This is a genomic window from Cellulomonas sp. Marseille-Q8402, from assembly GCF_965119525.1.
On record NZ_CBCPLX010000001.1, the window covers coordinates 821306 to 841537 of the forward strand.

Here is a 20232-nt window from a genome sequence, read left to right on the forward strand (position 1 = left end):
GCCCGGATCCTCGTCCCACCACGCCCGGAACGTCGCGCCGAGTGAGCGGAAACGCTGCGGCGTCACAGCGGGGGCGTCGGGAGCCCGTCGCGACAGAATTCCCGAGTTTCCCCGGGAACGACGAAGAGCCACCCCTCGCGGGGTGGCTCTTCGTGAATGATGTTCCGGCGGCGTCCTACTCTCCCACACCCTGGCGAGTGCAGTACCATCGGCGCTGAAGGGCTTAGGCTTCCGGGTTCGGAATGGGACCGGGCGTTTCCCCTTCGCTATGACCGCCGTAACTCTGTCGAACTGTCAAGCACACGGGCCTGCACCGGTGTGGGTGCAGGGGTGCTCGTGGTTCGGGAACCGCACAGTGGACGCGTAGCAACAAAAAGTGTTGTGGTGAAGTTGTCGGCTTATTAGTACCGGTCGGCCTGCGGCAGTCTTGCGTCCTGCCTTCCACATCCGGCCTATCTACCCGGTGGTCTAGCCGGGAGCCTCTCACCCCTCGAGGGGGCGTGGAAACCTCATCTTGAAGCAGGCTTCCCGCTTAGATGCTTTCAGCGGTTATCCCTTCCGAACGTAGCCAACCAGCCGTGCTCCTGGCGGAACAACTGGCACACCAGAGGTTCGTCCGTCCCGGTCCTCTCGTACTAGGGACAGCCCTTCTCAAGTTTCCTGCGCGCGCAGCGGATAGGGACCGAACTGTCTCACGACGTTCTAAACCCAGGCTCGCGTACCGCTTTAATGGGCGAACAGCCCAACCCTTGGGACCTACTCCAGCCCCAGGATGCGACGAGCCGACATCGAGGTGCCAAACCATGCCGTCGATATGGACTCTTGGGCAAGATCAGCCTGTTATCCCCGGGGTACCTTTTATCCGTTGAGCGACGGCGCTTCCACAAGCCACCGCCGGATCACTAGTTCCGACTTTCGTCCCTGCTCGACCTGTCAGTCTCACAGTCAAGGCTCCCTTGTGCACTTGCACTCGCCACCTGATTGCCAACCAGGCTGAGGGAACCTTTGAGCGCCTCCGTTACATTTTAGGAGGCAACCGCCCCAGTTAAACTACCCATCAGGCACTGTCCCTGATCCGGATCACGGACCGAGGTTAGATATCCAGCGAGCGACCAGAGTGGTATTTCAACGTTGACTCCACCGACACTGGCGTGCCGGCTTCACAGTCTCCCACCTATCCTACACAAGCCGCACCGAACACCAATACCAAACTATAGTAAAGGTCCCGGGGTCTTTCCGTCCTGCTGCGCGTAACGAGCATCTTTACTCGTAGTGCAATTTCGCCGAGTTCGCGGTTGAGACAGCGGAGAAGTCGTTACGCCATTCGTGCAGGTCGGAACTTACCCGACAAGGAATTTCGCTACCTTAGGATGGTTATAGTTACCACCGCCGTTTACTGGGGCTTAAATTCTGAGCTTCGCCTTGCGGCTGACCCGTCCTCTTAACCTTCCAGCACCGGGCAGGCGTCAGTCCGTATACATCGTCTTGCGACTTCGCACGGACCTGTGTTTTTAGTAAACAGTCGCTTCTCCCTGGTCTCTGCGGCCCTCCACGCTTCCCGGGCAAGCCGGTACACGCTTCAGGGCCCCCTTCTCCCGAAGTTACGGGGGCATTTTGCCGAGTTCCTTAACCACGATTCTCTCGATCGCCTTGGTATTCTCTACCTGACCACCTGAGTCGGTTTAGGGTACGGGCGGCTAGAACCTCGCGTCGAAGGCTTTTCTCGGCAGCATAGGATCACCCAATCATCCAGCATACGCTGTCACCATCGGTTCTCAGGCTATGTGAGTGGCGGATTTGCCTACCACTCGCCCTACGGCCTTGGACGTGGACTACCATCGCCACGCTGGGCTACCTTCCTGCGTCACTCCTGTTAATACGCTTACCTACTACCGGATCGGGTCACGCGCTCCCCGCCGCGGTGACTCCCGAAGGAGTCGGTGCGGCGGCTCGGGCGTTTAGCATCACCGGGCTCGGTATGGGCGGTTCTTCGCCGGTACGGGAATATCAACCCGTTGTCCATCGACTACGCCTGTCGGCCTCGCCTTAGGTCCCGACTTACCCAGGGCGGATTAGCCTGGCCCTGGAACCCTTGGTCATTCGGCGGACGGGTTTCTCACCCGTCATTCGCTACTCATGCCTGCATTCTCACTCGTGTGGCGTCCACCACTGGGTTACCCCGCAGCCTTCACCCGCCACACGACGCTCCCCTACCCATCCACACGGCTGGACCACGAAGGCCTGCCTGAAATGTGAATGCCACAGCCTTCGGCGGTATACTTGAGCCCCGCTACATTGTCGGCGCGGAATCACTTGACCAGTGAGCCTATTACGCACTCTTTCAAGGGTGGCTGCTTCTAAGCCAACCTCCTGGTTGTCTGTGCAACTCCACATCCTTTCCCACTTAGCATACGCTTAGGGGCCTTACCTGGTGGTCTGGGCTGTTTCCCTCTCGACTACGGAGCCTTATCCCCCGCAGTCTCACTGCCACGCTCTCACTTACCGGCATTCGGAGTTTGGCTAACGTCAGTAACCTGGTGGGGCCCATCGGCTATCCAGTAGGCTCTACCTCCGGCAAGAAACACGTGACGCTGCACCTAAATGCATTTCGGGGAGAACCAGGATATATCACGAAGTTTGATTGGCCTTTCACCCCTAACCACAGGTCATCCCCCCGGTTTTCAACCCAGGTGGGTTCGGTCCTCCACGCGGTCTTACCCGCGCTTCAACCTGCCCATGGCTAGATCACTTCGCTTCGGGTCTAGAGCACGCGACTGTATCGCCCTATTCGGACTCGCTTTCGCTACGGCTTCCCCACACGGGTTAACCTCGCCACGTACCACTAACTCGCAGGCTCATTCTTCAAAAGGCACGCCGTCACCCCTGCTAGGGAGGCTCCGACGGATTGTAGGCACACGGTTTCAGGTACTATTTCACTCCCCTCCCGGGGTACTTTTCACCTTTCCCTCACGGTACTTGTCCGCTATCGGTCACTAGGTAGTATTTAGGCTTAGCAAGTGGTCTTGCCAGATTCACACGGGATTTCTCGGGCCCCGTGCTACTTGGGATCCCCTTCGGGAGGCCACGTCATTTCGTCTACGGGGGTACCACCCTCTGTGCCGGGCCTTCAATGCCCTTCGACTATAACGCGGCTTTCTGACTCCCTGACGACTCGGCAGAATCATCTGAAAGGTCCCACAACCCCGTACACGCAACGCCTGCCGGCTTGACACGCATACGGTTTGGCCTGATCCGCTTTCGCTCGCCACTACTCACGGAATATCTCTTCCTGCCGGTACTGAGATGTTTCACTTCCCGGCGTTCCCTCCACACACCCTATATATTCAGGTGCGGGTCACACGACATGACTCGTGCGGGGTTTCCCCATTCGGACATCCTCGGATCACGGTTCGTTTGCCAACTCCCCGAGGCTTATCGCAGGCTACAACGTCCTTCTTCGGCTCCTAGTGCCAAGGCATCCACCCTGTGCCCTTAAAAACTTGACCACAAAGACATTACTTTAAAAGATGCTCGCGTCCACTGTGCAGTTCTCAAACAACGAACGATCCCCGAGTCTCACGCCGGCGCCTACCCACCATCACAGCAGTGAGCGGTTCGACCGACCGACCGGGCCCGTCATGAAGCAACACCCCCAAAGCGGGCTGTTCCCTCAGGACCCAACAGCGTGCCCAGGCGACCCGGCGAGATCAGCGGTGCGAGGTTCCGACCACCCGAAGGCGGAGTACTGACGCGATGCCGACCCCACGAGGAGTCGCCGTAGTTGATGTTCCACCCGTGAGCACCACCCCGAACGCGTACGGTCCGGGCCTGGTCTCTGCACACCCACACACGAAGCGCAGGTGCCAGAAGGCTCCTTAGAAAGGAGGTGATCCAGCCGCACCTTCCGGTACGGCTACCTTGTTACGACTTAGTCCCAATCGCCAGTCCCACCTTCGACGGCTCCCCCACAAGGGTTGGGCCACCGGCTTCGGGTGTTACCGACTTTCGTGACTTGACGGGCGGTGTGTACAAGGCCCGGGAACGTATTCACCGCAGCGTTGCTGATCTGCGATTACTAGCGACTCCGACTTCATGGGGTCGAGTTGCAGACCCCAATCCGAACTGAGACCGGCTTTTTGGGATTCGCTCCACCTCGCGGTATCGCAGCCCTTTGTACCGGCCATTGTAGCATGCGTGAAGCCCAAGACATAAGGGGCATGATGATTTGACGTCATCCCCACCTTCCTCCGAGTTGACCCCGGCAGTCTCCTATGAGTCCCCGGCATGACCCGCTGGCAACATAGGACGAGGGTTGCGCTCGTTGCGGGACTTAACCCAACATCTCACGACACGAGCCTGACGACAACCATGCACCACCTGTACACCGACCTTGCGGGGCAACCATCTCTGGAAGTTTCCGGTGTATGTCAAGCCTTGGTAAGGTTCTTCGCGTTGCATCGAATTAATCCGCATGCTCCGCCGCTTGTGCGGGCCCCCGTCAATTTCTTTGAGTTTTAGCCTTGCGGCCGTACTCCCCAGGCGGGGCACTTAATGCGTTTGCTGCGGCACGGAACTCGTGGAATGAGCCCCACACCTAGTGCCCAACGTTTACGGCATGGACTACCAGGGTATCTAATCCTGTTCGCTCCCCATGCTTTCGCTCCTCAGCGTCAGTTGCGGCCCAGTGACCTGCCTTCGCCATCGGTGTTCCTCCTGATATCTGCGCATTCCACCGCTACACCAGGAATTCCAGTCACCCCTACCGCACTCTAGTCTGCCCGTACCCACTGCAAGCCCGAGGTTGAGCCTCGAGTTTTCACAGCAGACGCGACAAACCGCCTACGAGCTCTTTACGCCCAATAATTCCGGACAACGCTTGCGCCCTACGTATTACCGCGGCTGCTGGCACGTAGTTAGCCGGCGCTTCTTCTGCAGGTACCGTCACTTGCGCTTCTTCCCTGCTGAAAGAGGTTTACAACCCGAAGGCCTTCATCCCTCACGCGGCGTCGCTGCATCAGGCTTGCGCCCATTGTGCAATATTCCCCACTGCTGCCTCCCGTAGGAGTCTGGGCCGTGTCTCAGTCCCAGTGTGGCCGGTCGCCCTCTCAGGCCGGCTACCCGTCGTCGCCTTGGTAGGCCTTTACCCCACCAACAAGCCTGATAGGCCGCGAGTCCATCCCTGACCGATAAATCTTTCCAGACGCTTCAGATGCCCGAGCGTCTCGTATCCGGTATTAGACCTCGTTTCCAAGGCTTATCCCAGAGTCAGGGGCAGGTTACTCACGTGTTACTCACCCGTTCGCCACTGATCCACCCAGCAAGCCTGGGCTTCACCGTTCGACTTGCATGTGTTAAGCACGCCGCCAGCGTTCGTCCTGAGCCAGAATCAAACTCTCCGTTAATGTCTACATGGCAACCACCACCCGAAAGCGGCGATCCACCGACACACGAAACGACCACCCCCACGCTGACGAAGGGATGATCAGTTCAAAATGGCTGTGCGGGCCGACCCAGACGGAGCAGGGCCGAACCCACGACACCAACAAAGCACACCAACTACGAACCACCACCCCGAACGAGGCGACGACCCGAGCCGATGCACCGATATGGCATCAACTACTTAGGCACACTGTTGAGTTCTCAAAGAACAGACGCGCATCCCCCACTCACCCTTGCGGGCTCCTGGCCGGAGGCTCGTTCTCAAATCTAGCAGAGCTTGTCGGTCCGTCTGACCGGATGTTTCCCCGGCCCGACATTCCCACTCTATCGGACATTCCGAGTCGCACATCGCGGCTCTTCCTGCCCGGTCCGGCACGACGATGCAGACGCCGAGGCGTCGTCATGTCCTGCTGGGGGTCGTCGTCCCGCGGGACCAGCCACCGGGGTGAACCCTCGGTGTCCGTTCCTCCCTGCCGGGCGACTCAGAGAACATTACGCGGACGTTTCGGTCGTCGTCAAGCCAGCCGACCGGGGGGTGCCGACGACGGGGCACACCGCGCTGACCTGCAGGTTCGCCGCCGGTCGGCCGGGGTGGTGCCGTGGTTCTGCGACGGCCGCCGGTGCGACGCCCGTCACGTCCCGTTCAGACTGCCGTCGCCGGCCCGGTCCCGCAACCGGAGCGCCGGCCGGGGCCGTGCGCGACGGCCCGGGCCCCGCGCACTGCCCGGGCCCCGCGCGGGACCCGAGCCGGGGTCGCTCAGGCCGACGCGTCCGCGAGGTGCGCGACCGCGAGGGTCCGCTTGCCGCGGCGCAGGACGAGCCAGCGCCCGTGCAGCAGGTCCGCGGCCTCGACCACGGCGGCGTCGTCGGTGATCTTCCGGTTGTTCACGGACGCACCGCCCTCGGCCACCGCCCGGCGCGCGGCGCCCTTGCTCGCGACCAGGCCGGTCGCGGCCAGCACGTCGACGAGGGGCTCGCCCACCCGCACCTCGGCCGTCGGCAGCTCGGCCACCGCCGCCCCCAGCGTGGCGGCGTCGAGCGCGGCGAGGTCGCCGCCGCCGAACAGCGCCCGGCTGGCCGCGATCACCTTGTCGGTGGCCTCGGTGCCGTGCACCAGCGCGGTCACGTCGTAGGCCAGGGCACGCTGCGCCTCGCGCGCCGCGGGCTTCTCGGCGACGGCCTGCTCGAGCGCCTCGATCTCCTCGCGGCTCCGGAACGTGAACACCTTGAGGTACCGGACGACGTCGGCGTCGTCGGCGTTGAGCCAGAACTGGTAGAAGGCGTACGGGGACGTGAGGTCGGGGTCCAGCCAGACGGTGCCCGACTCGGTCTTGCCGAACTTGGTGCCGTCGGCCTTCGTGATCAGCGGCGTGGTCAGGGCGTGCACGGCGGCGCCCTCGACCTTGCGGACCAGCTCCACGCCCGACAGCAGGTTGCCCCACTGGTCGCTGCCGCCGGTCTGCAGCGTCACGCCGCGCCGCCGGAAGAGCTCCAGGTAGTCCATGCCCTGCAGGATCTGGTAGCTGAACTCGGTGAACGAGATGCCCTGGTCGGAGTTGAGCCGGCGCGCGACCGTGTCCTTCGCGAGCATGGTGCCGAGCCGGTAGTGCTTGCCGACGTCCCGGAGGAAGTCGATCGCCGACAGCGGCGCCGTCCAGTCCAGGTTGTTCACCAGCGTGGCGGCGTTGTCGCCCTCGAACACCAGGAGCGGGGCGATCTGCCGCCGGATCCGCTCGACCCACCCGGCCACGACGTCCGGCGAGTTGAGCGTCCGCTCCCCCGCCATCTTGGGGTCGCCGATGAGGCCGGTCGCGCCACCGACGAGAGCGACGGGCCGGTGCCCGGCGTCCTGGATCCGGCGCACGGTGAGGATCTGGACGAGGTTGCCGATGTGCAGGCTCGGTGCCGTCGGGTCGAACCCGCAGTACAGCGTCACGGGGCCGGCGTCGAAGGCCGCGCGCAGTGCGTCGAGGTCGGTGGTCTGGGAGACGAGGCCGCGCCAGGCGAGCTCGTCCAGGAGGTGGGTCACGTCGTGCTCCTTGCATCGCGCGGCCGCGGGGGCCGCACCGTCGGCGGTCGAGGTCATGCCGGCGTCGTCCCGCGCTGCGGGCTGCTTGTCGACGCCGGCCGGCGATACGCGGGCCGGAAGGCGGAGACCGTGGGCTCCCCGGTCAGCCAGAGCCGCCAGGGGAACCGGCCCGCGTCCCCTCCCGGCCCCGCCACGCCGACGCGCGGACCGCTGGCGTGCGCGGGGATGGCACCGGCCGGGTCGCGGTGCACGACCACACGGCCGCCGGCCTCGGTGAGGTCGGCCCCGTAGTCGCCCAGGTCGAGCCCCAGCGCGACGGCGAGCCGGGCGGGGCCGCGGGCGATCTGCCGGTCGGAGTCCACGACGCCGGACCGCAGCCGGCGCTCGCGCGCCAGGTCGACGCCGTCGACGACCTCGCCCGCCCGCAGCAGCACGGCCGACGCGCGGCCCGCGGTGCCGGTGACGACGTTCACGCAGTGGTGCAGGCCGAGGTGCCGGTAGACGTAGAGCCGGCCGCCTTCGCCGAACATGACCGCGTTGCGCGCCGTCCGGCCGCGGAACGCGTGCGACCCGGGGTCGGACTCGCCGTCGTAGGCCTCGACCTCGGTCAGCCGGATCGTCACGTCGCCCTCGGCGGAGCGGACGGTGACGTGCGCGCCGAGCAGGTCCGCGGCGACGGCGAGCACGGGCCGGGCGTACCAGCTGCGCGCGGGGACGACCCCGGGCACGTCAGGCACGTCAGGCACATCGGGCACGCCGGACGCGACGGGCGCACCCGCGACCGCGCCCACGCCGCTCCCCGGGTCCGCCTGGCTCACCGGGCCATCCTGCCCCATGCGTCCACCCGCACGTCGGCGCGTCCGCGCGTGCCCTCCCGCGCGTAGTGCGCGGCCTCGTCCTGCATCCACCGGTCCCAGTGCGGCCGGGCGTCCGCGCCGTCGCGCTCGAGGCCGCGCGCGAGCCGCGTCGCCGGGTCCGCCTCGACCCACACCAGCAGGCTCAGGTCGGGCGCCGCGGCCCGTCGGCCGGAGCCGCAGCCCTCGAGGACCAGCACGTCCGGCACCGGGACGTCGACCCAGTCGGCGAACCGCCCCGTGATCCAGTCGTACCGCTGGAACCGTCCGGGCCGTCCGCGGCGCAGCGGCTCCAGCACCTGGGCGGCCAGGCGCGGCCAGAGGTCCCCCTCGAGGCCGGACCAGCCGGCGTACAGGTCGTCCATGTGCACCACGTGCGCCTGCGCGCCCGCCCCGGTGCAGGCCGCCGCCACCGCCGCCGCGAGCGTCGTCTTCCCCGAGCCGGCCGGGCCGTCGACCGCGACGACCCGCACCGGCCCCAGCCGGGCGGGCGCACGCAGCAGCAGGGGCACGACGACGCCGGCAGCGTCGTCGTGCCCCTCCGCCTCCGGCCGCACGGTGCCGGTCAGGACGCCCAGGTCCGCAGCTCGGTGGCGCGGGCCCGGGCCCGCTCCAGCTGCTCCGCCACCCGGACGGGGGCGGTGCCGCCGTGCGCCGAGCGCGACGCGACGGAGCCCTCGACCGACAGCACCGACCGGACGGCCGGGGTGAGGGCGGGGTGGATCGCGGCGAGCTCGTCGTCGGTGAGGTCCCAGAGCTCGACCGGCGGCTGGTGCTCCTCGCAGGCCCGGACGCACGCGCCCGCGACCTCGTGCGCCACGCGGAACGGCACGCCCTCGCGCACCAGCCACTCCGCGATGTCGGTGGCGAGGGAGAACCCCTGCGGGGCGAGCGCCGCCATCCGCGCCGTGTCGAAGGTCAGCGTCGCGGTCATCCCCGCGAACGCCGGCAGCAGGACGGTGAGGGTGTCGACCTGGTCGAACACCGGCTCCTTGTCCTCCTGCAGGTCGCGGTTGTACGCGAGCGGCAGCCCCTTGAGCATCGTCAGCAGCCCCGTGAGGTCGCCGACCAGCCGGCCCGCCTTGCCGCGCGCGAGCTCCGCGACGTCCGGGTTCTTCTTCTGCGGCATGATGCTCGACCCCGTCGAGTAGGCGTCGTCCAGGCGGACGAAGCCGAACTCGTGCGTCGACCACAGGACGACCTCCTCGGCGAACCGGGAGAGGTCCACGCCGAGCATCGCGGACACCCAGGCGAACTCGGCGACGACGTCGCGGGACGCGGTGCCGTCGATCGAGTTCTCCACCGGGCCGTCGAACCCGAGGTCGGCGGCGACCGCCGCCGGGTCGAGGCCCAGCGACGACCCGGCGAGCGCGCCGGAGCCGTAGGGAGAGACGGCCGCGCGGCGGTCCCAGTCCACGTACCGGTCCACGTCGCGCAGCAGCGGCCACGCGTGCGCCAGCAGGTGGTGCGCGAGCAGCACCGGCTGCGCGTGCTGCAGGTGCGTGCGGCCCGGCATGATCGCGTCGCCGGCCGCGGCCGCCTGCGCGACCAGCGCGTCGACGACGTCGAGGGTCAGCCCGACGATCTCGCGCGCGGAGTCCCGCAGGTACATCCGCACCAGCGTGGCGATCTGGTCGTTGCGCGACCGTCCGGCGCGCAGCCGCCCGCCGAGGTCGGCGCCGGCACGCTCGATGAGCCCGCGCTCGAGGGCGCCGTGCACGTCCTCGTCGGACTCCGCGGCGACGAACGCCCCGGACGCGACGTCGGCCCGCAGCCGCTCGAGCGCGTCGAGCATGCCGGCGAGCCCCGCGTCGTCCAGCAGCCCGGCCGCGTGCAGCACGCGGGCGTGCGCCTGCGAGCCGGCGATGTCCTGGGGCGCCAGCCGCCAGTCGAACTGCGTCGACTTGGACAACGCCGCCAGGGCGTCGGCGGGGCCGCCGGCGAACCGGCCGCCCCACAGCGCGCCGGCCTGCTCAGGCACCGATGCCGCCCTGGTGGCCCAGGTCCTCGGCGTTGCCGAACTTCACGTCGCGCGCGGCGGCAAGCTTGGACGACAGGCCGTAGATCTCGATGAACCCGCGCGCGGCCGACTGGTCGAAGGTGTCCCCCGAGTCGTAGGTGGCCAGGTTGAAGTCGTACAGCGACGTCTCCGAGCGCCGGCCGGTGACCGTCGCGCGGCCGCCGTGCAGGACCATGCGGACCTCGCCGGAGACGTACCGCTGGGTGTCGTCGATGAAGGTGTCCAGCGACTTCTTCAGCGGGGAGAACCACTGGCCGTCGTAGACCAGCTCGGTCCAGCGCTGCTCGACCTGGCGCTTGAACCGGGCCTGCTCGCGCTCGACGGTGACGTTCTCGAGCTCCTGGTGCGCGGCGATCAGCGCCATCGCGCCGGGCGCCTCGTAGACCTCGCGCGACTTGATGCCCACCAGGCGGTCCTCGACGATGTCGATCCGGCCGACGCCCTGGGCGCCCGCACGGCGGTTCATCTCCTGGATGGCCTGGAGCGGGGTGACCGGCACGCCGTCCAGCGCGACGGGGACGCCCTGCTCGAACGTGATGACGACCTCGTCGGCGACCGGCGGGAACGTCGGGTCGTCGGTGTAGGTGTAGACGTCCTTGGTCGGCTCGTTCCAGATGTCCTCGAGGAAGCCGGTCTCGACGGCGCGGCCCCACACGTTCTGGTCGATCGAGAACGGGTTGTGCTTGGTGGTCGCGATCGGGAGCTTCTTGCGCTCGGCGAACTCGATGGCCTTGTCGCGCGTCAGGGCGAGGTCGCGGACCGGCGCGAGGCACTTGAGGTCCGGCGCGAGCGAGGTGATGCCGACCTCGAACCGCACCTGGTCGTTGCCCTTGCCGGTGCAGCCGTGCGCGACCGTCGTGGCACCGAACTGGCGGGCGGCGCGCACCAGGTGCTTGACGATGACGGGGCGGGACAGCGCGGACACCAGCGGGTACTTGTCCAGGTACAGGCCGTTGGCCCGCAGCGCCGGCATGCAGTACTCGGCGGCGAACTCGTCGCGGGCGTCGGCCACGTAGGCCTCGACTGCCCCGCAGTCCAGGGCACGCTGCCGGATGACCTCGAGGTCCTCGCCGCCCTGGCCGACGTCGACCGCCACGGCGATCACCTCGGCGCCGGTCGCCTCGGCGATCCAGCCGATGCCCACGGAGGTGTCCAGGCCGCCCGAGTAGGCGAGGACGACGCGCTCAGTCATGTGTCTTCTCTTTCGTGTCAGGGTGCTGCGAACGATGGGTGGGCGACGTGCCGGCGTCAGCCGGTGGTCGCGAGCTCGAGGAACCGCGCGGCCAGCGCGGTGCCCTCGGGGCCGTCGGCGCCCTCGCGGGCGATGACGAGGACGGTGTCGTCCCCGGCGATCGTGCCGAGCACGCCGGGGAGCACGGAGTGGTCGATCGCCGAGGCGAGGAACTGGGCGGCGCCGGGCGGCGTGCGCAGGACGACGAGGCTGCCGGACGCCTCGGCGGTGACCAGCAGCTCGGAGCAGAGCCGGGCGAGGCGGGAGGCGAGCGCCTCGGCGTCCACGACGGGCGCGGGCGAGCGGTCGCCGCCCTCCCCCGGCGCGGCGTACGCGAGCGACCCGGTGGGCGTGCGGATCTTCACGGCGCGCAGCTCGACGAGGTCGCGGGACAGCGTCGCCTGCGTGACGGACACGCCCTGGTGCGCCAGCAGGTCCGCGAGCTCGGACTGCGAGTGCACCGACTGCCGGGACAGCAGGCTGCGGATCAGCGCGTGCCGGCCGGCCTTAGTCGCGGGGACCCGCCCGGTGGTGGTCGGGGCCTCCTCCGCGTGCGCGCCGGTCACGACCGCTCCAGCAGCCAGGCCAGCAGCGCCTTCTGCGCGTGCAGCCGGTTCTCGGCCTCGTCCCAGACGACCGACTGGGGGCCGTCGAGGACCTCGGCGGTGATCTCCTTGCCGCGGTACGCGGGCAGGCAGTGCAGCACCAGTGCGCCGGGGGCGGCCAGGGCGAGCGCCGCGGCGTCGAGCCGGTAGGGCACGAACGGCTGCTCCCGCTCGGCGGCCTCGCCCTCCTGGCCCATCGAGACCCAGGTGTCCGTGGCGACGGCGTCCGCGCCCGTGACGGCCGCGGCGAGGTCGTCCGTCACCGTGACCGAGCCGCCGGTGCGGGCGGCGATCGCGGCCGCGGCCTCGACCACCGCAGGCGCCGGCAGGTACGCGGCCGGGGTGGCGATCCGCACGTGCAGGCCCGCGGTCGCCCCGCCCAGCAGGTACGAGTGCGCCATGTTGTTGGAGCCGTCGCCGGTGTACGCGAACGTCCGCCCGGCCAGCGCGCCGACCCCGCCCCAGTGCTGGGCGAGAGTGAGCAGGTCGGCCAGGATCTGGCACGGGTGGAAGTCGTCGGTCAGCGCGTTGACCACCGGCACGCCGGCGTACGCGGCCATCTCCTCGATCCGGGCCTGCGCGTGCGTGCGCCACACGACGGCAGCCACCTGGGGGCCGAGCACGCGGGCGGTGTCCGCCACGGACTCGCGCACACCGATCCGGGCCAGGTTGCCGTCGACGGCCAGCGGGTAGCCGCCGAGCTCGGCGACGCCCGCCGTGAACGACACCTGGGTCCGCAGCGTCGGCTTGTCGAAGATGATCGCGACCGCGCGGGGGCCGGCGAGCGGCTGCCGCGCGAACCGGTCGGCGCGCAGCGCGAGGCCGAGCTCGAGCACCTCGGCCTGCTCGGCGGGGCTCAGGTCGTCGTCGCGGAGGAAGTGCCGGGGGCTCATGCGGGCGGCTCCAGGTCGTGCGGCAGGTCCGCGAGGAAGTCGGTGAACGTCGCCGCCTGCTCGCGGGTCAGCACGTACGGGGGTGCGAGCCGGAGGGTGCTCGGCGTGCACGGGTTGACGATGAAGCCGCCGGCGAGGGCGCGGGACGCGACCTCCGCCGCGACCGGGGCGGTGAGCTGCACCGCGATCAGCAGGCCCTCGCCGCGCACCTCGGCGACCAGCGGGTGGCCGAGCGCCGCGATCTGCGACCGCCACCACGCGCCGAGGTCGGTGACGTGCGCCAGCAGCCCGTCGCGCTCGACGACGCCGATGGTCGCGAGGGCCGCGGCCGACGCGACGGGGTTGCCGCCGAAGGTGGTGCCGTGCTGCCCGCGCCCGAGCAGCGTCGCCGCCCGCTCGCCGTACGCGACGACCGCGCCGACGGGGAAGCCGCCGCCGAGCCCCTTGGCCAGCGTCACCGCGTCGGGGCGGATGCCGCCGCCGAGGTGCGGGTGCTGGTGCGCCAGCCAGACGCCGGTGCGGCCCATGCCGGTCTGCACCTCGTCGAGGATCAGCAGCGCGCCGTGCGCCGCAGTGAGCTCGCGGGCGCGGACCAGGTACCCGGGCGGGAGCGGGAGCACGCCGGCCTCGCCCTGGATGGGCTCGAGGAACACCGCCGCGACCGTGTCCCCCGCGCCGTCGGCGAACGCGGCCTCCAGCGCGGCGGTGTCGCCGAACGGCAGGAACTCGACGCCGCCGGGCAGCGGCTCGAACGGCTCGCGGTACGCGGCCTTCGACGTCAGGGCGAGCGCCCCCATCGACCGGCCGTGGAACGCGCCCTCCATCGCGAGGACCCGCGTGCGCCGGACACCGCCCGGTCCCTCGCTGTTCCGGCGCGCCATCTTGAAGGCGGCCTCGTTGGCCTCGGTGCCGGAGTTCGTGAGGAACACCCGCGAGCCCGCCGGCGCGTCCGCGACGGCCAGCAGCCGCTCGGCGAGCGCGATCTGCGTCGGGCTGGCGAAGAAGTTCGAGATGTGGCCGAGCGTGCCGAGCTGCGCCGAGATGGCGGCGGTCAGCGTCGGGTGCGCGTGGCCGAGCGAGTTGACCGCGATCCCGCCGAGCAGGTCGAGGTACCGCGCCCCGTCGGCGTCCCAGACGTACGGGCCCTCGCCACGGACCAGCACGCGCTGCGGCGCGCCGAACGTGTCCATGAGCGCGTGGCCGTACCGCTCGGTCCAGTGCGCCACGGAGTCGCGGCCCACCAGGTCGGGGGTCGGCTCGGGCGTCAGCTGCTGGTCGCTCACTCAGCTCACCTCGGGGTTCTGGTGCGTCGGGACGTCGGGCGGTGCGGGGGACGCCACCTGCGGGATCGGCGCGGTGAAGGGGGACGGCACGGGCTCGTCGTCGGGGAGCACCATCGTGCCGATGCCGTCCGAGGTGAAGACCTCGACCAGGATCGAGTGCGCCTGCCGGCCGTCGATGACGTGCGCGCGGCCGACGCCGCCCTGCACGGCCCGCCAGCAGGCCTCCATCTTGGGGCGCATGCCGGAGTCGAGGGACGGCAGCAGGTCGGCGAGCGCGCCGGCGCGGATCCGCCGGGCCAGCGACGTGCGGTCCGGCCAGGACGTGTACAGGCCCTCGACGTCCGTCAGCACGATGAGCTTGCGCGCGCCGAGCGCCACGGCCAGCGCGGCCGCCGCGGTGTCGGCGTTCACGTTGAGCACCTGCGTCGGGTCCTCGACGTCCGGCGCGACCGTGGACACGACCGGGATCCGGCCGGCGTCCAGCAGGTCGTGGACGGCGCCCGGGTTGACCTCGACGACGTCGCCGACCAGGCCGACGTCCACCTGCTCGCCGTCGACGGTCGCGGTCCGGCGGCGTGCGCGCAGCAGGCCGCCGTCCTCGCCGGACAGGCCGACGGCGTACGGGCCGTGCGCGTTGAGCAGGCCGACGAGCTCGCGGGACACCTGCCCCGTCAGCACCATCCGGACGACGTCCATGGCCTCCGGCGTCGTGACCCGGAGCCCGCCCCGGAACTCCGACTCGATGCCGAGCCGGTCCAGCATCGCGTTGATCTGCGGGCCGCCGCCGTGCACGACGACGGGGCGCAGGCCGACCTGGCGCAGGAACACCATGTCCTCGGCGAAGGCGCGCTTGAGGTCGTCGTCGACCATCGCGTTGCCCCCGTACTTGACCACGACGAGCGCGCCGGCGAACCGCTGCAGCCACGGCAGCGCCTCGATCAGCACCTCCGCCTTCTGGTCCGGGCGCAGGTCGGTGCGGGTGTTGAACACGAAGTCCTCGACGGGGATGTCGCTCATGTGGAGTACGCGCTGTTCTCGTGGACGTAGTCGTGCGTGAGGTCGTTGGTCCAGACGGTCGCGCCGGCGTCGCCCGCGTGCAGGTCGACGTCGACGCGCACCTCGCGGGCCGCGGCCAGGTCGACGCCCTCGCGCGGGTCGCCCACACCCCCGGCCCGGCAGACCTGCACGCCGTTGATCGACACGTCGAGGGTGCTCGGGTCGTACGGCGCGACGTCCTCGGGGACGGTGCCGACCGCGGCCAGCACGCGGCCCCAGTTGGGGTCGTTGCCGAACACGGCGGCCTTGAAGAGGTTGGACCGGGTCACCGCCCGGGCGACCGCGACCGCGGCCTCCTCGGTGGTCGCGCCGGTGACGGTGACCGCGATGTCGTGCGAGGCGCCCTCGGCGTCACCGACGAGCTGCCGGGCGAGGTCCGCCGACGCGGCCGCGACCGCCACCGCGAACGCCTCGGGGTCCGGGGTCACCCCGCTCGCACCGGACGCCAGCAGCAGCACGGTGTCGTTGGTCGACATGCAGCCGTCGGAGTCGACCCGGTCGAACGTCGTGCGGGTCGCGCCCCGCAGCGCGGCGTCGGCCTGCTCGGCGGTGACCACGGCGTCGGTGGTGAGCACGACGAGCATCGTGGCGAGGCCCGGCGCGAGCATGCCCGCGCCCTTGGCCATGCCGCCGACCGTCCAGCCGTCGCCGACCACCGCGGCCGTCTTGGCGACGGTGTCGGTGGTCATGATCGCGGTCGCGGCGTCGGGACCGGCCGTCGGGGACAGCGCGGCCGCCGCGGCGCCGACACCGGGGAGCAGGACGTCCATCGGCAGCCGCTCGCCGATCAGGCCGGTCGAGCAGACCAGCACGTCGCCGGCGGAGGTGCCCAGCACCTCGGCGACGTGCTCCGCGGTGCGGTGCGTGTCGAGGAAGCCCTCGGGCCCGGTGCAGGCGTTCGCGCCGCCCGAGTTCAGCACGACGGCGGTCGCGACGCCGTCCGCGACGGCCTGGCGGGACCAGACCACCGGCGCGGCGACGACGCGGTTGGAGGTGAACACCCCGGCGGCGACCTGCAGCGGGCCGTCGTTGACGACGAGCGCGAGGTCGGGCTTGCCGGAGGGCTTGAGGCCGGCGGTGACCCCGGCGGCGCGGAAGCCGGCCGGCGCGGTCACGCCCTGCGTCTCGACGGCGGTCACGGGGCGACTCCCTCGGTGGTGAGGCCGGTGCGCTCGGGCAGCCCGAGCGCGAGGTTCAGCGACTGCACCGCGGCGCCCGCGGTGCCCTTGACCAGGTTGTCCAGCGCGCACACGGCGACCACCCGGCCAGCGGCCTCGTCGACGGCGACCTGGACGAGTGCCGAGTTGGCGCCCGTGGTGGCGGCGGTGGCCGGCCACTCCCCCTCCGGCAGCAGCTCGACGAACGGCTCGGCGGCGTAGGCGGTCTCCCACGCGGCCCGGACGGCGGCGGCGTCGGCCCCGGGGGCGAGCGGCGCGGTGACCGTGGCGAGGATCCCGCGGGACATCGGCACGAGCACGGGCGTGAACGACAGGCCGGTGCGCGCCGCCCCGGCGACGCCGAGGTTCTGCGCGATCTCGGGGACGTGCCGGTGGGTGCCGCCGACGGCGTACGGCTGCGCGGAGCCGAGCGCCTCGGAGGCCAGCAGGTGCGGCTTGAGGGTGCGGCCCGCCCCCGAGTACCCGACGGCCAGCACCGCGACGACGTCACCGGGGTCGACCACGCCGACCGCGACGCCCGGCTGCAGCGCCAGCGTCACCGCCGTGACGTTGCAGCCCGGGACGGCGATCCGCCGGGCGCTGCTCAGCGCGGCGCGCTGGGCGGTCGCGGCGGACTCCCCCGCGTGCAGCAGCTCGGGCATGCCGTACGGCCAGGTGCCGGCGTGCTCGGTCCCGTAGAACCGGCGCCACGCGTCCGGGTCGGTCAGCCGGTGGTCCGCGCCGAGGTCGACGACGACCGCACCGTCGCCCCGGTCCGCGAGCGCCGCGGCGATCTCGCCCGAGGCGCCGTGCGGCAGGGCCAGGACGACGACGTCGTGCCCGGCGAGCTCGTCGACCGAGGTCGGCGTGAGCACGCGGTCCGCGAGCGCCCGCAGGTGCGGCTGGTGCGCGCCGAGGCGGGTGCCGGCGTTGCTGTGCGCGGTGAGCGCGCCGATCCGGGCGTCGGGGTGGCCGAGCAGGAGCCGCAGGGTCTCGCCGCCGGCGTACCCGGAGGCGCCCGCGACGGCGACGGAGAAGGACATGTGCATGATCATACATCCGAGTGCACACCGATTCATGCAGTGGCCCGGCGTGGCGCGGCTAGGGTCGGCCGCGTGACCTCCGAGCCCGTCGCCGCACCCGTCCCTCCCGCCGAGCGTGCCACGCTGCACGACGGCCCGCCCGTCGCCGGGCCGGGCCGGGGCGCCGTCCTCGTGCTCGCGGGCGGCGGCTACCAGGTGCGGTCGGCGGACGAGGACGCGCCCGTCGCCGCGTTCCTCGCCGCGTCCGGCGTCCGCGCGCACTGGCTCGACTACCCCGTCGCCCCCGCCCGGTACCCGGCGGCGCTGCACGAGGTGCTGCTGGCGGTGGCCGACCTGCGCGCCGGTCGACGCGGCGGCGCCCCCGTCGACGGGCCGGTCGCCGTGCTCGGGTTCTCCGCGGGCGGCCACCTGGCCGGCACCGCGGCGACCGCCACCGAGGCGGAGCTGCGGGCCGCCGCCGAGCTGGCGGGTCTGGATCCCGCCGAGGTGCGCCGGCCGGACGCCGCGCTGCTCTGCTACCCCGTCGTCTCCCTGGTGGACCACCCGCACCTGGGCTCGCGGCTCAACCTGCTCGGCGACCCGGACGACGCCCGCGCCCGGGCGCTGTCGGTGGAGCGGCGCGTCGACGCCGCCACGCCGCCGACCTTCCTGTGGCACACCGCCGAGGACCCGGCGGTCGGCGTGGAGCACGCGCTCGCCGCGACCGCCGCCCTGCGCCGGCACGAGGTGCCGGTCGAGCTGCACGTCTACCCGCACGGCCGGCACGGCCTGAACCTCGCCGTCGGGCACACGGCCGGCGAGTGGGCGTTCGCCGCCGTGCGCTGGCTCGGCGAGCAGGGCATCGGGTCCGTCGTCTCCTGACGACCGGAATGCCCGGCGGCAGCACGTCGTTCCAGGTCGCATGCACGCGATCCTCGCCACCGAGCCCGGTGGCCCCGACGTCCTGGTGCCCGACGAGATCGGGGACCCGCTGCCCGGGCCCCGCGACCTGCTGGTCCGGCTGAGCGCGGCGGGGGTCAACTTCATCGACGTGTACCACCGCAACGGCACCTACCCGATGCCGTTCCCGCACGTCCCCGGCTCCGAGGGCTCGGGCGTCGTCGAGGCCGTCGGGCGCGAGGTCCGCGACTTCGCGGTCGGGGACCTGGTCGCGTGGGCGTCGGCGCCGTCGTCCTACGCCGAGCTGGTCGTGGTGCCCGAGGTCGTGGCGCTGCACGTGCCGGAGGGCGTGCCCGACGAGCTGGCCGCCGCGGTGCCCCTGCAGGGCATGACCGCGCACTACCTCGTCACCTCCACCTTCCCGGTCCTGGCCGGCCAGGACGTGCTGGTGCACGCCGGCGCCGGCGGGGTCGGCCTGCTGCTCACCCAGCTCGCGTCCGCCCGCGGCGCGCGGGTGATCACCACGGTGGGCTCCCCCGACAAGGAGGCGCTGTCCCGCGCCGCCGGGGCCGCCGACGTCATCCGGTACACCGAGCTCGCGGACCTGACGACCGAGCTGCCCGCGCTGGTCCGCGACCTCACGGCGGGCCGCGGCGTCCACACGGTCTTCGACGGCGTCGGCCGGACCACCTTCGAGGCCTCGCTCGCGTCGCTGCGCCCCCGCGGCGGCCTGGCGCTGTTCGGCGCCGCCTCCGGGCCCGTCCCGCCGTTCGACCCCCAGCGTCTGAACGGCCTGGGTTCGCTGTTCCTGACCCGGCCCACCCTGGGCCACCACACCGCCACCCGCGACGAGCTGACCTGGCGGGCGGGCGAGCTGTTCGACGCCGTCGCCGCCGGCACGCTCGACGTGCGCGTCGGTGCGACGTTCCCCCTGTCCGAGGCCGCCGACGCGCACCGCGCGCTCGAGGCCCGGGCGACGACCGGAAAGGTGCTCCTCACCGCATGACCGACCTGCAGATCGAGATCTGGTCCGACATCGCCTGCCCCTGGTGCTACATCGGCAAGCGCCGGTTCGCCGCGGCGCTGGAGCAGTTCGAGCACCGCGACCGCGTCCGCGTCACGTGGCGGTCGTTCGAGCTCCAGCCCGACGCCGAGCCGTCGTCCGCGCACCCCGGGATGACCGAGGCCGTGATGCTGTCCGAGCGCAAGGGCATGCCCGTCGCGCAGGTGCAGCAGATGTTCGCGCAGGTGACCTCGGTCGCCGCGTCCGTCGGCCTGGCCTACGACTTCGACACCGTGGTGCCGGCGAACACCTTCGACGCGCACCGGCTCGTGCACGTCGCGGGCGACCTGGGCGGTGCCGACGCGGCCGCGGACGTCGTCGAGCGGCTGATGAGCGCGCACTTCGAGCACGGACGCGTCGTGGACGATCCCGAGGTGCTGGTCGCCGTCGCGGTCGAGGCCGGGCTGGACGCCGAGCCGGTGCGGGCCGCGCTGGCCTCCGACGCGGGCGCGGGCGCCGTGCGCGCGGACGAGGCCGAGGCCGCGGCGCTGGGCATCCAGGGCGTGCCGTTCTTCGTCGCCGGGCGCAAGCTGGGCGTGTCGGGCGCGCAGCCGGTGGAGGTGTTCGCGCAGCTGCTCGACCAGGCGTGGCGGGACGCGAACCCGCCGCTCGCGATCCCGACCATCGCGGGTGCGGCCGACGCGGAGGCGTGCGGGCCCGACGGCTGCTGAGCCGCCCCC

At 70.8% G+C, this 20232-nt stretch carries 14 protein-coding genes and 3 rRNA genes; 3 read left to right on the forward strand and 14 right to left on the reverse strand.

Annotation, left to right across the window (positions count from 1 at the left end; all coding sequences use genetic code 11):
* Positions 1-162 precede the first annotated feature (162 nt).
* From rrf to argC, 14 genes are all read right to left on the reverse strand, one after another.
* A 5S ribosomal RNA gene (gene rrf, locus ACWPWW_RS03860) occupies positions 163-280 on the reverse strand.
* Positions 281-381: 101 nt separating this feature from the next.
* A 23S ribosomal RNA gene (locus tag ACWPWW_RS03865) occupies positions 382-3506 on the reverse strand.
* 373 nt (positions 3507-3879) lie between these two features.
* Positions 3880-5402, reverse strand: a 16S ribosomal RNA gene (locus ACWPWW_RS03870).
* Together the 16S, 23S and 5S rRNA genes form the textbook arrangement of a ribosomal RNA operon.
* A gap of 794 nt (positions 5403-6196) precedes the next feature.
* Positions 6197-7468, reverse strand: a complete 1272-nt coding sequence (gene tyrS / locus ACWPWW_RS03875; protein WP_454049026.1) for a tyrosine--tRNA ligase — start codon at positions 7466-7468, stop codon at positions 6197-6199.
* 53 nt (positions 7469-7521) lie between these two features.
* Positions 7522-8286: a DNA-3-methyladenine glycosylase gene (locus ACWPWW_RS03880; RefSeq protein WP_454049027.1), complete on the reverse strand. Its 765-nt coding sequence runs from the start codon at positions 8284-8286 to the stop codon at positions 7522-7524.
* Positions 8283-8879 (reverse strand): uridine kinase, encoded by a 597-nt coding sequence (locus ACWPWW_RS03885; RefSeq protein WP_454049028.1) that lies wholly within the window; start codon positions 8877-8879, stop codon positions 8283-8285. Before ACWPWW_RS03885 ends, ACWPWW_RS03880 begins: the two co-directional genes overlap by 4 nt.
* 8 nt (positions 8880-8887) lie before the next feature.
* Positions 8888-10303 (reverse strand): argininosuccinate lyase, encoded by a 1416-nt coding sequence (gene argH / locus ACWPWW_RS03890; RefSeq protein WP_454049029.1) that lies wholly within the window; start codon positions 10301-10303, stop codon positions 8888-8890.
* Complete coding sequence (locus ACWPWW_RS03895; protein WP_454049030.1) at positions 10296-11534, reverse strand: argininosuccinate synthase; 1239 nt, start codon at positions 11532-11534, stop codon at positions 10296-10298. Before ACWPWW_RS03895 ends, argH begins: the two co-directional genes overlap by 8 nt.
* 56 nt (positions 11535-11590) lie before the next feature.
* Positions 11591-12139, reverse strand: coding sequence for an arginine repressor (locus ACWPWW_RS03900; protein ID WP_454049031.1), 549 nt, complete (start codon positions 12137-12139; stop codon positions 11591-11593).
* A complete protein-coding gene (gene argF, locus ACWPWW_RS03905) occupies positions 12136-13071 on the reverse strand; it encodes an ornithine carbamoyltransferase (RefSeq protein ID WP_454049032.1) in 936 nt (311 codons plus the stop codon). The genes ACWPWW_RS03900 and argF overlap by 4 nt, the downstream gene beginning before the upstream one ends.
* Positions 13068-14354: an acetylornithine transaminase gene (locus tag ACWPWW_RS03910; protein WP_454049033.1), complete on the reverse strand. Its 1287-nt coding sequence runs from the start codon at positions 14352-14354 to the stop codon at positions 13068-13070. Before ACWPWW_RS03910 ends, argF begins: the two co-directional genes overlap by 4 nt.
* Positions 14355-15371, reverse strand: coding sequence for an acetylglutamate kinase (gene argB, locus ACWPWW_RS03915; protein WP_454049034.1), 1017 nt, complete (start codon positions 15369-15371; stop codon positions 14355-14357). It abuts the gene before it with no gap.
* Entirely contained in the window at positions 15368-16549 is a 1182-nt protein-coding gene (gene argJ / locus ACWPWW_RS03920) for a bifunctional glutamate N-acetyltransferase/amino-acid acetyltransferase ArgJ (protein ID WP_454049035.1), read from the reverse strand. The genes argB and argJ overlap by 4 nt, the downstream gene beginning before the upstream one ends.
* Entirely contained in the window at positions 16546-17616 is a 1071-nt protein-coding gene (argC, locus tag ACWPWW_RS03925; RefSeq protein WP_454049036.1) for an N-acetyl-gamma-glutamyl-phosphate reductase, read from the reverse strand. Before argC ends, argJ begins: the two co-directional genes overlap by 4 nt.
* Positions 17617-17682: 66 nt before the next feature.
* Between argC and ACWPWW_RS03930 the strand changes: the two genes are divergently transcribed.
* The 3 genes from ACWPWW_RS03930 to ACWPWW_RS03940 are packed head-to-tail and all read left to right on the forward strand — an operon-like array spanning position 17683 to position 20223.
* Positions 17683-18471 carry an alpha/beta hydrolase gene (locus ACWPWW_RS03930; protein ID WP_454049037.1) on the forward strand — a complete coding sequence of 263 codons (789 nt, stop codon included), beginning with the start codon at positions 17683-17685 and terminating at the stop codon, positions 18469-18471.
* Between the two features lie 40 nt (positions 18472-18511).
* Positions 18512-19495, forward strand: a complete 984-nt coding sequence (locus ACWPWW_RS03935; RefSeq protein WP_454049038.1) for a quinone oxidoreductase family protein — start codon at positions 18512-18514, stop codon at positions 19493-19495.
* Positions 19492-20223 (forward strand): DsbA family oxidoreductase, encoded by a 732-nt coding sequence (locus tag ACWPWW_RS03940; RefSeq protein ID WP_454049039.1) that lies wholly within the window; start codon positions 19492-19494, stop codon positions 20221-20223. Before ACWPWW_RS03935 ends, ACWPWW_RS03940 begins: the two co-directional genes overlap by 4 nt.
* Positions 20224-20232: the final 9 nt, after the last annotated feature.